We start from the raw sequence: 16,731 nt of genomic DNA on the forward strand, positions 1-16,731 counted from the left end.
TTAATTAATATTATTAATGAAAAAAAGAAAAATATTTTTAAAAATAAATATTTATTTGATTTTTGTGATTTGGCTTTTTTTAAGTATGGATAAATATTTTTTATTTTTATAAATTGATATTTATTTATTAAAGTTAGGTTGCCACAACTATACCAGATGCCTAATAAAATAAAATTAACAGCACCTATTCCCCCAATGGAATAATAAAAATATACCAATGAGATTATTTTTGGTAGTCCCATTAAGAAACTCAAGAATAAAAAAGCTAAAATTGATGCTGCTATAATTAAACAAATCAAATGATCTATTTTAACACCTGAAATTTCATCTTTTGAATAGGAAAGAAATAATCCAGGAAAAATCAGGCAAAACAAGAAATACACAATAAATAATATGCTCAATATTGTGATACCATAAAGGATTGAAGTTATGGATTCAAGATTAAGGTCAGGCATAAACCCGATTTTAAAAAAGAAAAATACTAATATAGTATTTCCAAGAACAAATGACAGAGCTGACAGACTTATAATGGGATTTTCTTTAAAATACTTGAATAAATAAGCTATAAATTCGGAGGAACTTTGCTTTTTTATCTCATTTGTTTCGGGGGCTACTTTCTTTTCCTTGCTATCCATATTATTTCTTTCTACAAGTACATTCAGTTTGTTATCATACATTAATTTATGGTAATGATAGTAAGGTTATCATGTTGATACCAGTTGAATTTAAGTTGTATTATTTAATACTGTTTTGGTTTGATTAGCGATGTAGCTTATAGGTTATCTGGCAAAGTTTAATTTTGTGGATAAATGATGTTGAAGTGTAAATGCGGTTCGAGTTAACAGCTAATGCTACTTTAAGTTATTCTAGCTATCTTGGCAGTGGATTCAAGGAAGCTCATTTGCTGGATATCTATGCTTTTGTTATAGGTGGTAAGGTTGGTGGTAGTATTCTATTTAAGCTTTACAGCTATTTATACTAGATAGCAGCGGGGGCTTACTTCAGGATAAGAATAATCATTATAAATATTAGTTGTAGTGAGTAAACTACCTGTTAGCAGCGTAGCATGCAGTTTTCTCATAGTTAATTCAACATTTAACTGCACGGTTAAAGCTGAAAATCTCTAATTTTAAAAATTTATTTACAAGAATGATTTGTTTCAATACGCGGTAAAAATCTTCTGCTAGCTGCTACCGCGATGTTTTAATTATTCTTTGTTCTGCGTAAACAGTTGCAGTTCTACTCGGGCAGTAGCTGTTATTATATAGTCTGATATTAAAGGGGCGCAGTCTGGTAAATTTATTTTGCTTTTGATTTCATAGGCAGTTATCTGGATATGATTATTTTGTCTGTTATATTTTATTTTTGCGCTGCTGGGTTTAAATTTGCCCGGGTTAAATGCAGGATTGAGATAAAGATTTAGTTTTTTATACATAATTTCATTTATCTGATAATGGATTATCTGCTCCCAAGGGATGGCTTTTTCGAAGCATGGGAGGACTAATCCTTGCGGTGTGATGGTAAGCAGTGGCGAACCAATACATTGATACATTTTGTAGCATCTGCGTAAACAAAAAATACTGACTATTGAAAGGATAATGACGGTTATTAGCCATTCAGAATCGTGTTTTTCGTTAGCTATTAAAAAGGCGTATGTTATTAAGATGAACAGGCTTGCCAGTAAGGATCGTAGTAATAATCTGATAATCCCGCCCTGTTTTATGGTAATGGTTTGCTGACGATTATTGATGTGTCTTTTTAGATAATTGATATTGGTTTTTGCTATCTTCTGGATATTGTTTTGGTAATCTGCTTGCAGTGTGTTTAATTCGTGACTGAACAGGTCTGTTAGCAGTGAGGTGGGGCTGATGCTGGTAAGCAAACCGCACAGGCGATTTAGTTCGCGATATTTAACGGAAGATAGCCGTTGAGCTAAAGTTGGGTGTGTGTCGTGAACAGATGGTTGTTTTTTTAGCAGTTTTCTAAGCGAAGGTATTTCTGAATGTGCTATATAGTGGGTAACATAATCTAAAGGCAGATGGGTTGTATGTGCGTTATAGTAATAATTATCCAGAGCCTGATTGATGGGTACTTGCAGAAGATGTATCTTACTCAACGCTAAGGCAAGGTATTCTTTGGGGATGATTTTTAAAGCCTTTGAATCTGCTCTATATTCTCTGGAACGATTCCATTGCCGTATTGCTCGGTTGAATGAGCAGTAAAAATGTTTGGATAACAGATATGCCGGATAGAATAAACGAGATCGGGAAAAAGAAGTAATGGTTTCGGTTAATCTGTCAATCTGACGATAAAAGTCTTTAGGCAGGCTCGGGTCATTGCTGGCAATATGGCTCAATTCGTGTGCTATTATGCTGCTTAACTCGGCTAAGGTTAAATAATTGATATAAGTACTATCCAGATATAAGGTATTTCCAGTCAAGGAGGTTTTATGCGGATACACATAAATTGTTTGATTACTTACTTTAAAACCATGTCCTATGCAAAATACTATATTGTCTGGCATAACGTTTAACTCAAGCTTCTGAACGATTTGTTTAACCAGTTGGTATAATCTGGGATTGGTTTCTGATGTGATAAGTACGCCGTTTACGCTGGCTCCTCCGGTAATATTCTTTTTGTTATAAATTTCCCAAATGGAGAGACATAATCCTGCCACAGCAATCAGGCCAATGGCTAATTTAGTCAGTATTAAACCATCGGTGAGTATAAAAAGACTGCATGAAAAAGACAGAAAAAGGCTGATGGGCAATATCAGTAGAATAGCCCGTATGATGTGTGAGGCAATAGCAAAATTAGTGCGCAACTGTTTTCCAGATTTACCCGCTTTTCTGCCCAAGCGTTGAATGAGGAATAAAGTAATCACTCCGGTAAAAAACAGATGCTGCCGCTAAGTATGCCGCCTATGGCGAGTGGTTTGACATATGTAAGAGTGAAATTATGTTGTTTAATCTTGTTTGTGATTTCACAACGCTGGCGGTAGCTATTATGGATTCTGGGTTGTTGTAGTAATTCTTGTTGTAGTAATGAAAGCTCAATGATTTCCTGATTGATGCTCTGAAGCTGTTGTGGTGAGGGGTAAAAGTGAAGGCTTAGACGAATGCTGATAAGTGGCAATAAAATGATGAAAAAAAAAGATAGATTCGCTCTTTAAGCGAGAATGTATGAGCTGCGGTGTTTTTATTCAAGATAATCACCCTATTACTTTTTTCTGTACTACTGTGGAAATCGGGATTATTAGCCAGCCAATAATAATTCAGAATCGATGATTTACTAAATTAAATTTATTTTAACCATTATACGGCCTAAAAACAATTAAGTTGTGCCTATTCTATTTCTCATTTTTGATTAAATTTATTTGCTTGGTCAGTACCGGCATGATTATCCGATTTTGCGGTTCCATTATTGAGGATGGCGGATACGCCACCATCATTTGCCAGAAAATCAAATGCCTGTACTGTGGGCTCGGTAAGAGTCCAAAGTACTTCTTTATGATTGAGTCCCTGATCTGTTTTTAATTTGATTAATCCGTGCCCGTCCAGATAGAGGAGGTTGCCCAAAACATGGTCTTGGCTATGTTGTGCTATGAGCTGATCAAAAAAATCCTGTGGTGAGGGATTGGGAAAACAATCGGTTAGTTCGGTAAGGATTTTATGCTGAAGAGCACGGTCAAGTTGCATGATTATCTGGGGTTGTCTGGTGGATATGGGATTATTTTATTATATCTGTCATTGTATTGGTATATTGGCATTATTTGTTAATAGCTACAACCTACAACTTTTTGGCTATGTATGGATAGGATATTAATGGGCAGTATTTATTCTGCCCTTACTGCAACGAATAATTGCCAGACATAAATTAAATATAAAAGGTATGTATTTTTATGTATGAATGCCAGCCAGTAGTTATAAATGTTTGATTTTTGTTGGACTTCGAATGGCTAACATTATCAGTATTGGTGATGTCTTTTGTAATTCATGGATACACTACCGAATAGCAGATTATGCTATCTGATTGCCCTGATTTTGTAACAATACTGAATTTATCCATATTTATTATATATTTATTTTTAATGACTATTATGTGAAGTAAGTATAAATGGTGGCTGGCTGCTAGTTAAATAATATAGATAAATATTAATGATAATAATAAGCATTACTACTTGTAAAAAAGAATCATTACTGTTTACAATGTGGTGTCTTTATACTCAATTTCGTCAAAAGGGGTTAACTGGATATGCGTCGCACACCTAAGATTATTGCGCTGGCTATAGCCTGTATTGGTTTTCCAGCAGTGGGGTATGCCGAAGGCGAGGCTCATTTGCCAACAGTTAATGTTGAGGCAAAACGTTCTATGCCGAGTGTATTTAAGAATACTAAGGTCAAGGCAGAGGCTATTGAGAGAAAGGGTGCGGTAGATTTAAAAACTGCATTAAAGGATATTCCGGGCGTGGAAGTACTGAATACACAGGGAACACGGCAGGGTAATGACAGTGTGAATATCCGTGGCCTGAGTGGTAATCGTGTGGCGATGAGTATTGATGGTATTGATTTGCCGGAAGCGAATGAAATGAAGCATACCGGACAGTATGCAATTTTTGGTCGTGGTAATTTTATGGATGTTTCTGCACTCAGTGGTGTGGATATCAGCAAAAATGCCCGTGGCTTTGGATTGGGTGGCGTGGTGGCTATGCACACGCTGACTGCGGATGAAATTTTGCAGGGAGAAAATCAGGGCGGCTATGTTGATACTCAATACAATAGTGTGGATAAATCTACAGCGGTAACTGGTGCGGCCGCTTTGAAAAATGGTTACTGGCGCGGTATGGTGCTGGGGACTTATCGTAAGGGTAATGAGTCTGATAATCGTGGTGATGTTGGTGGCAAAGGGGCGTTGCGTACTAAGGCAGATCCTGCTGACCACAACAGCCGCTATTTTCTGACTAAGCATGAATTTGATATTAATGATAAAAATACCATCAATTTTGCGGCTGAGTATTTGAGCCGTAATCAGTGGACTGATTCGCTGTCACAGGTTAATCGTTCTTATACGGATATTCATGGTACAGATGATAATAAGAAGACGCGGTTTTCGCTGGGGCATGATTTTCATCGTGATGAAGGGATAATTCAAGAGGGTAAAACCCAGCTTTACTGGCAGCAAACCAAAACTGATTCGGTGACTCATCGCGATTATATCCGTGGTTGTAGCAGTATGATTCCAAGTATAAAAAACCGCTGTGCTTTTGAATTTAACAATCAGGATAAAGTATGGGGTTTAACCACTGATTGGCGTGCTCATTTTGATGGCAATGGTTTGAATCAGGACTGGCGTTACGGTTTAAGTTTTGCGCGCCATGAGTTAAGTAGTGACTGGCAGGGATATTATGCCAAATCAAAACCGAATGCGGATAATAAGACTATTCGTGCCAGTATGTATGTTGATGGTGATTTGCAGTGGGATAATCTGGTGGTAAGCCCCGGTTTGTCTGCGCATTATTATAGTATGAAACCTAATGATAGTGGGTTTTTCCCTGGAACTGATAATAGTATTAGTGAGTTGCGTAAGAAGCATCAAAGTGCAATTACGCCGCGTTTAGGCATTTCTTATCAGATAAATCCATTGCTGGTACCTTATTTCCAATATGCACGTGGCTTTAATGCGCCATCTTCACAGCAATTGGCCTCTTCGTGGAATCCGGGCAATTACAGCTCTTGGGGCAACCCAAATTTGAAGGCAGAAACGGCCAATAATTTTGAGCTGGGTATACGCGGGCAGAATAGTGTATTTGAATATGGCATAGCCGGATTCGATAATCATTATAAGAATTTTATTGATTATGTGAATATTGCTGATCAGGTGTCATTGCCGGCGGTATGGAGCCGCTATCAAACGCTGGTATTGCAGGCTCAGAATTTCAGTAAGGCACATATCTATGGCGGTGAAGCCTATGCTCGTTGGAAATTTGCCCCAGACTGGAAAGCAAGTGGTTCGATTGCTTATTCGCGCGGTTCGATTCGTCAGGATGGTGTAGACCAGCCACTGAATTCTGTTATGCCGGTTAAGGTGAAATTGGGCTTAGCTTATGATAGAGATGTCTGGGGAGCGAATCTGGATTTTACTTATGTAGCCAAGAAAGATGAAAGTGATTTGCAGAACACGGGGTATTACAATCCATCAAGAAGTTATACTTTAGTTGATTTGGGTGGTTTCTGGAAACCGACTAAGCATTTGAGCTTCCGTGTGGGTGTAAATAATGTATTTAATCAAAAATACTGGAACTGGGCGGATATCGCTTACATGATGCCGAATGTGAATACTCAGGCGGGTACTTCTAGCCAGAGTGATGGTAATGCCACCAAATTAACCAAACATAATGCTGACTTCTACTCAGCACCGGGACGGACATTTAATGTTGGCTTACGCTACACATTTTAAGTAAATCTGCTACCAATAATAATTTCGTAAAGGAACAAAATATGAGTTTATGGCAACAATATCTGGATAGGAAGGCCGCAGTAGAAGGGCGTATGTATTTTCCGCGTCAGGCTGCGGCTGATTTGGGTGTGAGTGAAGGCGCATTAATGGCGGATGCCCCTGATTCGATTTATTTGGGTAGCCAGATTCGCGAGCTGGTGCTGAAGCTGGAAACGCTGGGTGAAGTGTTGAGTGTGGTACGCAATGACGCAGCGGTGCATGAGAAAATCGGTGTTTATGAGCATGTTACGCTGACTGCGCGCACTGGGCTGGCTTTGAATGTAGGTGGGCTGGATTTACGCTTTTTCCTGCATAACTGGCATCATGCGCTGGCCATAACGATGGTAATGGGCGATAAAACCATGCGCTCGATTCAGTTTTACGATGAGTATGGCGTGAATATTGAAAAGGTGTTCATGCGTGATGATACTAAACTGGAGGCATGGCAGGCGCTGATTGATGAGTTTGCAACCAGTGGTAAGCCGGAATTTTTACCAGCGCCAGAGGTTAAGGCTACTGTACCGGAACCATTGTCACCGGAGCGTGAGCAGGCTTTTCAGGAACGCTGGAATGAGCTGAAAGATGTGCATCATTTTGGTGGTTTGCTGGAAACGTTTAAGATTGACCGCCAGCAGTCTTACCGTCATGCACCTGCCGGCAGCACCAAACAGGTGGATCGCAGTGTATGGGAACAGGTATTAGAGCACGTACAGGCAAATAAGCTGGAAATTATGGTTTTTGTTGGTAACCGCGGACTGGTGCAGATTCAGACTGGTAAAGTGCATAATGTGGTGCGTTCACATGGTTATCTGAATGTACTGGATGCTAAAGTGCCGGAAGAGGGTTTTGATTTGCATCTGCGCGATAGTGATATTGTGGAAACATGGGTAGTACGTCGCCCGATTAGTGAAGGCTATGTTACCTGTATTGAAGGTTTCGACAAAAATCGCCAGACTGTGGTACAGATTTTTGGTCGCCGTGAAGAGGGCAATGATGAAATGCAATCATGGCATCAGCTTATGGATGGCTTGTTAGCAGGCTAAACGGCTACAGCAGGTATGCGTTGCTGTGGCTATGAAGAGTAATCATAAGCTGTAGTAGGCATGCCTGCCGCTATACTGCGAGTAATCAAAAGGGTAAATCATGAAGAAATTACTGTTAGCAGCGGCAATGTGCGCTGCTTTTCCGTTTGCATTTGCTGCCCGCATTGTTACGTTGACACCAGATGTGGCTGATGTTGTGGTAGAACTGGGTGGTGCCAAAGAAGTGGTAGGCCGCGAGATGGCTTCTACCAATCCAGCCCTGAAGAATGTACCCAGTATTGGTTTGTTTCATGGATTAAGTGTGGAACCGATTGCTGCCAGAAAACCTACTCTTGTTCTGGGGTCGTGGATGGCACAGCCAACCAGTATTTATGCCAATCTGAATCGGGTGGGCATTATGGCAGTGAATGTTGCGCCCAAAGATGATATTAATGGCTATGCGGCTGGTATTCGGCAAATTGGTCAGCTTATTGGAAAAACCAGTGAAGCCAATGCATTGGCAGATCGCTGGCTGAGTCAGGTTAAACAGATGCCGAACACGGGTAAGCGCTATCTGGTTAGCTATGATGGCCGCTTTGTTTCTGGCCGGGGCACCGCAGCAGATGAGTTAATCAGGCGTGCTGGTGGCATCAATGCAGCTGCTGCTATCGAAGGGATGAAGCCGATGTCGCGCGAGGCGTGGCTGGCGGCGAAACCGGATATTATTCTGATTGCCGAACGTAATCAAAAGTTGGTTGGTGGGATACAAGGCTTAGCTAAGCGGCCGGAAATCGCTGCTTCACCGGCAGCAAAACAGAATAAAATCTATTTTATGCCTTCAAATGATCTGTTTCGCTATGGCCTGAATACGCCGCAGGTTATTCCTAAACTTTATAAACTGGCGCAATAATTATGATGCAAGAGCAGCCTATGGCCAGTACACCTGAACCAACTGTGGTAAAGGGGGTGTTCTGGCCTAAACTGGTTTGGGTCATCGCTGCTGTGTTACTCAGTCTGCTATTGAGCTGGTTTTGTCTGGGGCTGGGCATGGGCGGATGGCAGTGGCCGCAGTCGATGGATGAAATAACGCTTGGTATCCGGCTGCCGCGGGTATTGGTGGCGCTTATTGTTGGCGCTGCGCTGGCTGCTGCTGGTGCGGCATTGCAGGCGCTGTTTGATAATCCGCTGGCAGACCCGAGTCTGATTGGGACTTCTGGTGGTGCAGCATTGGGGGTGATTGCTGTTCTGGCCTTGGGCTGGGGGATGGTAACTGTACCTTTAGCCGCTTTTTTCGGTGCACTGCTGGTGTGTTTACTGATTCTGACGGTACATCGTCTGCTCGGTGGTGGTACATTGGGGCTGCTGGTGATGGGTTTTGTAATTAGTGCCTTTTGTGGTGCGCTGGTGAGTCTGATTTTATTTATGTCGGATGATATGGTCTTGCGCAGTGCAACTAACTGGCTGGCTGGTAGTCTGGCTGAGGCTGGCTTTACTTCGCCCTGGTATGCTTTGGCCGTGATGTTGCTGGGGCTGGGTTTACTGTTGGTGGTTGGACGGCGGCTGGATATTCTGATGCTGGGTGAAGAAACCGCCATCAGTATGGGAGTAGCGGTAGGCAGTACGCGGATGTGGACGGTTATCGGCGCAGCGCTATTAACAGGTGCGGCAGTGTCATTGGCGGGTATTATTGGCTTTCTGGGCATGATGGTGCCGAATGTGATTGCCCGTAGCTGGGGCGGCAGCCGACGCCGGATTATATTGCTATCTGCTTGGCTGGGAGCGGTATTTTTATTACTGGTAGACAGTGTGGCACGCTGGTTGAGCTATCCGGTAGATTTGCCGGTAGGTATCGTGATTGCTTTACTTGGCGGGCCGTTTTTCCTGTGGCTGTTTTTGCAGCCATTGCGGCGTTAGGAGCTGGGTATGGAGAGTTTGTTTACTGTTCGTAATGTGCAGGTGCAAGCACGTAGCCGCTGTATTTTATCTGTACCACAGCTTGATTTGCCGGCCAATCAGCATACCAGTATTATCGGGCCGAATGGTGCGGGTAAATCTACTTTATTGCGTGCGCTGCTGGGCTTGCATGGCACTGGTGTACAGTTACGCGGAGAATCTGTTGGCAGTAATTTAAAGCGTGGGCAGATTGCTTGGGTAGGGCAGCACGGACAATATAATTTACCGCTTACTGTGACTGAATATGTGCAGCTTGGCTGTTATCCGCATGGAGGCTGGTTTAAGAAAGCACAGGCACCGACCACAAAATTACAGTATCTGCTGGATGTTTTTGATTTGCGCCCATTGGCACAGCAACGCATTGGCAGTTTGTCTGGTGGTGAGCAGCAGCGTGCTAATGTGGTACGTGCCCTGTTACAGAATGCACCGGTGTTATTGCTGGATGAACCTTGCAATCATCTGGATATTCGCCATCAGCATCGCCTGATGCATTATTTGCGCGAACACCATGCTGAATTCTCGGTCGTTATGGTGTTGCATGATTTAACTATGGCCGCCAATCACGCCGATTTTATTGTATTGATGAATGAGGGGCAGATAGTTGCTTCTGGCACACCGCATGATGTGATGCAGTCTGATTTACTCAGTGAAGTGTATCAGTGGCCAATCCGGCGTATCGAAGAGGATGGCAAGCTGTTTTTCCGTATGGCTCATTACCCCGTGCATTCAGCAGTAGTCTGAGTTAACTATGAGAATGCATTGATTGAGCTGAATATTCAATGGATGATGAATAATGATGGAATTAATTTGAGTTTTAAAGGCATGAAACTACTTGGAAAATTAGTTTTTTATTACTGTTGTCATTAGTTGTACTCAGTCTTTGCGTTAACGGCCTGTATTCTTAGTTTGTTACAAATTTTGGTGGGAAAAGAGAGCAATGCAGCCATTAGCAGGAACGTAGTGCAGATATTGTAAGTATTAAAAATCAAGTATAAACATAATCAGTTAATTCTGGAAAATTAAATACATATAAATGGATAGAATGTACGGATAACCGTAGTCATGGTGGGGCAGAGTAATACTCATAAGGCTTTAGCTTTGATTTATGCTGTTATTGATATATAACCATTCTATGCTGTGTATATTGGTTTTCACGCAGGATACTATTCGCCAGCGGAAAATAATTCGGCATGATTAAATTGTTTTATGGTTGATATAATCTGCTCATTGTATAAGTTAATTATGTGTTTGATGGCCAATATTGCTGTTTTTACCCTTGGCATTCTGGTTGCAATTGAAGCTTTCAGTATTGGCAGGTGAAAGTGTAAAAAAATTCCGGTATAGTGTATGACACAATTATCTATTTCCCTTGAATCAGGAATTTTATATGCAAAACGCCATGCGTAAATTTTTATTGGGCTCTGTGGCTGCGGTGGCGCTTGCTGCCTGTGGTGGTGAGTCTGCTTCCGGTACAACTGGTTCCAGTGAAAGTAAGACGGTAGTCATGGGGCTGGATGATAGCTTCCCGCCCATGGGTTTTCGCAACGAAAAAAATGAGCTGGTTGGGTTTGACATTGATATGGCGCGTGAAGCGGCCAAGCGTGCCGGTCTGGCCGTAGAACTTAAGCCGATTGACTGGAGCGCCAAGGAATCGGAGCTTAACAGTAAGCGTGTGGATATGCTTTGGAATGGCCTCACCATTACGCCGCAGCGGCAGCAGCAATTATTGCTATCCAAACCATATATGGATAATCATCAAATTATTGTTGTGCGTCCTGATAGTGGTATTAGCACCAAAGCGCAATTGGCTGGAAAAGTCGTTGGCGTACAAGATGGCAGCAGTGCGGTGGACGCAGTAGAAGCTGAACCAAATGTGGCTAAATCTTTTAAAGAGTTGAAGAAATATTCTGATAATGTGACTGCTTTGATGGATGTGTCGACCAAACGCGTGGATGCATTGGTGGTAGATGAAGTGGTTGGTCGTTATTATGTTGCGAAAAAACCGAATGAATATAAAGTATTAAGTGATGATTTCGGTACTGAGCAATATGCTGTGGCGTTCCGTAAGGATGATCAGGCTTTGGAGCAGAAAATTCAGGCTGCTCTGGATAGTATGAAAGCTGATGGCACATCTGCTAAAATTGCCGCAAAATGGTTCGGTAAAGACATCGTCAAATAAGTGCTGTTTTTACTTTGGAATCAACGCTGCCTGAATGTGAATTGTTCAGGCAGCGTTATTGTTGTTTTAAGGATTACACGTGAATGATGTGTTAAATATGTTGCCAGAATTGTGGACGGGGGCAAAAATTACCCTCAGCCTGTTTGCCATTACCCTGCTGCTGTCTATTCCGTTGGGGCTGGTATTGGCATTATTGCGTCTGTCTGGCATTAAAGCGCTGGATTACATCGTTAATTTTTACATCTGGGTGATGCGTGGCACGCCGCTGATGTTGCAGATTTTCTTTATTTACTTTGCCTTGCCGGCAGTCAATATTCTGCTGCCTGCTTATACCACGGCGGTAGTGGCGTTTGTACTCAATTATGCAGCCTATTTTGCTGAGATTTTCCGTGCCGGTATTCAGGGCGTAGGTAAGGGGCAGTATGAGGCAGCAAAAACGCTGGGTATGAGCTATGGTCAAACTATGCGCCGCATTGTTCTGCCGCAAATGTGGAAAAAAATCCTGCCACCATTAAGCAATGAAACCATTACGCTGGTTAAGGATACCTCGCTGGTGTATGTACTGGCGTTGCAGGATGTGATGCGGGTAACCTATCAGTTGGTACAGCGTGAATTCAATCTGATGCCGTTTTCTGTGGCGGCCGCCTTCTACTTGATTATGACCCTGATTCTGACTTGGGGCTTCCAGAAAATGGAGAAACGCTATGCACGCTACGACGACTGATTTAATGATAGATGCACGCGGTATTTACAAGGCCTTTGGTCAGGTGGAAGTGCTTAAAGGTGTGGATATTCAGGTGGCACGCTCGGAAGTGGTTGCCATCATCGGCTCTTCCGGCTCGGGTAAATCTACATTGCTGCGCTGTCTGAATTATCTGGAAAAAATAGATGCTGGCAGCATTGCGATTGAAAACGATTTTCTGGTGCAGAATAACAGCCATAACCGCGCCCATTATGTGCCTGAACGGACGATTAAGAATATCTGTGCGCGCATGGGTATGGTATTTCAGCAGTTTAATCTGTTTCCGCATATGACTGTGTTGCAGAACGTGATTGAAGCACCAATCACGGTGAAAAAAATGCAGCGTGACGAAATTGTGCCACTGGCGCAGGAGCTGCTGCGTAAAGTAGGCTTGGAAAACAAGCAGGATTGTTATCCGTCGCAGTTATCCGGTGGACAGAAACAGCGTGTTGCCATCGCCCGTGCACTGGCCATGCAGCCACAAATTATGCTGTTTGATGAACCAACTTCGGCACTTGATCCGGAGTTGACCGGTGAAGTATTAAAAACCATGCAGCAGTTGGCTGAAGACAAGATGACGATGGTGGTGGTAACCCATGAGATGGGCTTCGCGCGCGAAGTGGCCAACAAGGTGCTGTTTATGGATAAAGGTGTGATTGTTGAATCGGGTGAAGCGAGAAGCTTTTTTGCTAACCCGCAGCATGCACGGACACAGGCGTTTTTGAGCTCGATGTTGAAGTAAGCAGAAATTCCCTGTCTGATCTTAGTGTTTATATTGTAAATGATGATTAAGATCGGATGTTATTAAATATATATATGATAATGCTTTTTGTTCTATGTTGATTATGTAAATTACATATATGGATAAGTGGTAAGTGATAGTAAATTGAAGTGTAAATAAATATCAGATCCGGTAGATTACTTGTTCCGATCACTGTGATATTGGATTAATCGGCATTGAAATAAAGAGTTACTAAATATGAGATATGGTAAAAATCAATTGATATCCCCAGTTTTAAAATGGGCAGGTGGTAAACGTCAATTGCTTGATACTTTAATTCCTTTATTACCAAAAGACTATTCTGTCTACTGTGAGCCTTTTGTAGGTGGTGGTGCATTATTTTTTGCATTGCAACCACAATTAGCCTGCATTAATGATATCAATCATGAACTGATTCAGGTTTATATTGTTATCAAGAATAATGTTGATGCGTTGATTGAGCGGCTAAAGAAATTTCAGAATGATAAAGAACATTTTTATGAGGTACGCAGCTGGGATAGAAATAAGGATTCGTATGCTCAGCTCTCCGATATTGAAAAAGCCGCTCGGATTATTTATCTAAACAGAACATGTTTTAATGGTTTGTTCAGAGTTAATGCTTCTGGTGAGTTTAATGTGCCATTTGGCAGTTATGCAAATCCTAATATTGTTAATGAGCCTGTTTTAAGGGCTATTAATGGTTATTTGAATAGTGCAGAGATAGCTATTAGTGCCGGTGATTACACAGAAATTTTAAGAAATCTGCCTGACAATGCTTTTGTATATCTTGATCCGCCTTATGATCCCATATCTGCTACGGCTAGTTTTACCAGTTATACCAAAGGTGGTTTTTCTCGAGAAGAGCAAATAAGGTTACGTAGGTATTGTGATGAGCTGAATGAGCGTGGAATTAAATTTATGTTGTCCAATTCGGCAACAGACTTTATTTGTGAACAATATGGCAAATATAATATAAAAATTGTTTCTGCCAGACGCTTAGTAGGAGCAAATTCGTCAAGTAGAGGTAAAATGCAGGAGATTATTGTAAGAAATTATGAGTAAATTTAAAAATTTAAGTATTAGTGAAGCTTGGTGCAGCCTATTTGAAGAACATAATATTCTCGAAAGGATAGAGGGAGAGGGTTTTTTTAAGATTGATGCAAAAGAAATAAAAAAAATAAAAGAACCGAGATTAATGGCAAAATTTGATCATTTCGTCAATCTGCCTAAAATTTTTTCTGAAAATCATCTTGCTATTTTACCGGTTACTCGTGGTAGCTATATTATAGGTAATTTTCAGGCGTATCAGAGTTTGGAGCAGGTGAAGGCTGATACACCCATTACAAGAATGTATTTACCAGATTATATTCAAAGTCTGGATTTATCCAATATAACCAGTGAGGCGATGGCTTTAAATTGTGCTTTTACCTCAGGTATTATTGCTGATTTTTTGCAGGAAAATGAAATTAAACCCACTGTGTCAGGTAGAGCTGGATCGGGTGCTTTTGATTTTTTTATCAATCTGAATAAGCAGGGTAAAAAGGTATGTCATTCAACCCAACGAATTTATGTGGATAAATCACAGATTGAAATTGATGCTGGATACGAAGGTAATCATTCACTAGCTTTGATAGAAGCAAAGCTAGATATATCTAAGGACTTTTTAATCAGGCAATTATATTATCCATATCGGGTTTGGAAAAAACGTATTCAGAAACCAGTACGTCCAATATTTTTTATATACTCTAATGGTATATATAATTTTTATGAGTATGAATTTCAAAATTTTGAATATTATAATTCTTTAGTATTGATTAAGCATAGAAAATATACTATTGAAGATACCAAAATAAGATTTCTTGATATTGAAAAAGTAATGCGAGAAACATCTGTATTATATGATGAACCGAAAGTTCCTTTCCCTCAGGCAAATACATTTGAACGAGTAATTAATATCTGTGAGCTACTGGTGGCAAAAGAATTAAGCCATAGTGAAATAACAGTAAACTATGCATTTACTAAACGTCAAACTGGTTATTATACTAATGCAGCCATATATTTAGGTTTAGTTAATAAAAGTCCTGATGAGATTAGTTATTGTTTAACAGAAAAAGGCAGATCGATATTAGAAGTAGGTTATAAAGACCGTCAGTTGTCATTTTGTAAGCTAATTTTGCAACATAATGTATTTAATCTTGTATTAAAAGAATATATCGAAAATAACAGAACAATGCCTTCGAAGAGTAGAATTATTGAAATCATGCAAAAATCAAATTTATATAATATACGCTCATTAGATACTTTTAGGCGACGTGCTTCTACTGTGACAAAATGGATAGAATGGATTGTTAATTTAACAAAATAACATTCCATTCTAATTTTTGAATTTATAAGTAAAGTTTATAATGGAGCTATAGCTTTTTATAAATCAATATAACTGGTTGTCTTAGCTTCGCATGCGCATTTCAGAAAGCCGGTTTAATCCATAGTTGCTGGTTTTTCTGGTCTATTTTCACGCTATATTTTTTCAGGAAATCTAAGCCGAGTAAGCCGTCTGATTCAAATTGGTCAGGCATACCGTCCATAATAGCCGCTCGAATGGGGATTTTACGTATGGATGGGTTAGTCAGTATGATTTTAACAGTCTGGGGATTGCCTTTTTTATTCAGGCGCAGTGTGGCTTCTTCGGATTTGGCTGCGGGTGTTTTATTGCTGCTGTTGAATGATGCTGGCAGTAATTTTCCTTTGATAAAGGTCATTGATGCTCCGGTATCCAGAATAAGGCTATATGGTTTTTTCTGGTCGGTGAGGTTGATGATAATGCCTTCTTTGGGATGAATGTTGTAGGGGAAAGCAATCCATTGCTGGTTTATCTGGGCAGAATCCTGACCATCATCGATTATGATTTTTTTGTGCGCAAAATCCAGAGTAAGGATGTGATTCTGAAAGAGTGGCAAACCGATAACCGGCAGGTTGTCATCTGGTGCAGGTGCCTGTTCCTCAGTACTGGAATAACTCCAGCCCCATGGTTTCAGTTCTTCTGCATTGATGTTGTCAAAGTTAAGCCCGTTAATATCTAGATGTTTTATCAGAAATTTTTGTGTTTCATTAATTTTTCCGCTTAAATCCAGACTTTTATTGGTATTTTGGTTTTTGGTCGTATCTGGCAGTTGTTGCAGTGTATTTAGCGGTAAATGCAAGGCTGTCTGTGAACCTGTATCAAGCTGAAACTGGCTTGGTTTGCCATTGATATTTAAGACTACTTTGGCAATATGGGTATCTTTGGTAAAGGTTACCGGTAATACTACTTCTTTTGCTATGGCCACTCTTAGGGCTATGCATATAAAAATAAAAAACAGGTTTGATAAGCGCATGGATTTTATCCTTTTTTACAGTATAAGGTAATATCGGTGTTATGTGTTTATACTTGATTAATTGGTGATAGACCAGAACAAAGAACAATTAAAGTTAATAACTAGCCAGATTGATTATATTTTTGTTTCTTTTAGGAGAGAGTTACACACTGAGAACGTTTATTTTTAATATTTATTTACTATTAATGTTGTAAGTGGTTAAGATA

The 16,731-nt window shown here is 40.6% G+C and carries 14 protein-coding genes; 10 read left to right on the forward strand and 4 right to left on the reverse strand.

Features of this window, described 5'->3' with window-relative positions:
- From BGI33_RS04370 to BGI33_RS04380, 3 genes are all read right to left on the reverse strand, one after another.
- Window positions 1–635, reverse strand: a 635-nt coding sequence (locus tag BGI33_RS04370; protein WP_144235363.1) for a hypothetical protein, incomplete at its 3' end; no start/stop codon positions are given.
- A gap of 572 nt (window positions 636–1,207) precedes the next feature.
- Window positions 1,208–2,884 carry a M48 family metalloprotease gene (locus tag BGI33_RS04375; protein ID WP_100090117.1) on the reverse strand — a complete coding sequence of 559 codons (1,677 nt, stop codon included), beginning with the start codon at window positions 2,882–2,884 and terminating at the stop codon, window positions 1,208–1,210.
- 472 nt (window positions 2,885–3,356) lie between these two features.
- A complete protein-coding gene (locus BGI33_RS04380) occupies window positions 3,357–3,698 on the reverse strand; it encodes a hypothetical protein (RefSeq protein WP_100090118.1) in 342 nt (113 codons plus the stop codon).
- A 556-nt stretch (window positions 3,699–4,254) separates the two neighbouring features.
- Between BGI33_RS04380 and BGI33_RS04385 the strand changes: the two genes are divergently transcribed.
- The 10 genes from BGI33_RS04385 to BGI33_RS04430 all read left to right on the forward strand — a co-directional run bounded on the left by BGI33_RS04385 (window position 4,255) and on the right by BGI33_RS04430 (window position 15,516).
- Window positions 4,255–6,456, forward strand: a complete 2,202-nt coding sequence (locus BGI33_RS04385; RefSeq protein WP_100090119.1) for a TonB-dependent hemoglobin/transferrin/lactoferrin family receptor — start codon at window positions 4,255–4,257, stop codon at window positions 6,454–6,456.
- Window positions 6,457–6,497: 41 nt separating this feature from the next.
- Complete coding sequence (locus BGI33_RS04390; RefSeq protein ID WP_100090120.1) at window positions 6,498–7,538, forward strand: hemin-degrading factor; 1,041 nt, start codon at window positions 6,498–6,500, stop codon at window positions 7,536–7,538.
- Window positions 7,539–7,638: 100 nt separating this feature from the next.
- Window positions 7,639–8,427: a heme/hemin ABC transporter substrate-binding protein gene (locus BGI33_RS04395; RefSeq protein WP_100090121.1), complete on the forward strand. Its 789-nt coding sequence runs from the start codon at window positions 7,639–7,641 to the stop codon at window positions 8,425–8,427.
- Between the two features lie 20 nt (window positions 8,428–8,447).
- Window positions 8,448–9,431, forward strand: a complete 984-nt coding sequence (locus tag BGI33_RS04400) for a FecCD family ABC transporter permease (RefSeq protein WP_100090192.1) — start codon at window positions 8,448–8,450, stop codon at window positions 9,429–9,431.
- Between the two features lie 9 nt (window positions 9,432–9,440).
- Window positions 9,441–10,211: an ABC transporter ATP-binding protein gene (locus BGI33_RS04405; protein ID WP_100090122.1), complete on the forward strand. Its 771-nt coding sequence runs from the start codon at window positions 9,441–9,443 to the stop codon at window positions 10,209–10,211.
- A gap of 646 nt (window positions 10,212–10,857) precedes the next feature.
- Window positions 10,858–11,649 (forward strand): amino acid ABC transporter substrate-binding protein, encoded by a 792-nt coding sequence (locus tag BGI33_RS04410; protein WP_202984280.1) that lies wholly within the window; start codon window positions 10,858–10,860, stop codon window positions 11,647–11,649.
- A gap of 79 nt (window positions 11,650–11,728) precedes the next feature.
- On the forward strand, window positions 11,729–12,373 hold the full coding sequence (locus BGI33_RS04415; protein ID WP_100090123.1) for an amino acid ABC transporter permease: 645 nt from the start codon (window positions 11,729–11,731) through the stop codon (window positions 12,371–12,373).
- Window positions 12,354–13,133 carry an amino acid ABC transporter ATP-binding protein gene (locus BGI33_RS04420; protein WP_306807384.1) on the forward strand — a complete coding sequence of 260 codons (780 nt, stop codon included), beginning with the start codon at window positions 12,354–12,356 and terminating at the stop codon, window positions 13,131–13,133. The genes BGI33_RS04415 and BGI33_RS04420 overlap by 20 nt, the downstream gene beginning before the upstream one ends.
- 237 nt (window positions 13,134–13,370) lie before the next feature.
- The gene (locus BGI33_RS04425) at window positions 13,371–14,213 is read left to right on the forward strand and encodes a DNA adenine methylase (RefSeq protein ID WP_100090125.1); all 843 of its coding nucleotides are present in this window, start codon (window positions 13,371–13,373) and stop codon (window positions 14,211–14,213) included.
- Window positions 14,206–15,516 (forward strand): type II restriction enzyme, encoded by a 1,311-nt coding sequence (locus BGI33_RS04430; protein ID WP_100090126.1) that lies wholly within the window; start codon window positions 14,206–14,208, stop codon window positions 15,514–15,516. The genes BGI33_RS04425 and BGI33_RS04430 overlap by 8 nt, the downstream gene beginning before the upstream one ends.
- A gap of 100 nt (window positions 15,517–15,616) precedes the next feature.
- Here the strand turns inward: BGI33_RS04430 and BGI33_RS04435 are convergent, their stop codons facing one another.
- A complete protein-coding gene (locus tag BGI33_RS04435; RefSeq protein ID WP_100090127.1) occupies window positions 15,617–16,525 on the reverse strand; it encodes a hypothetical protein in 909 nt (302 codons plus the stop codon).
- Window positions 16,526–16,731: the final 206 nt, after the last annotated feature.

The organism is Snodgrassella alvi (assembly GCF_002777425.1).
Taxonomy (GTDB): domain Bacteria; phylum Pseudomonadota; class Gammaproteobacteria; order Burkholderiales; family Neisseriaceae; genus Snodgrassella; species Snodgrassella alvi_B.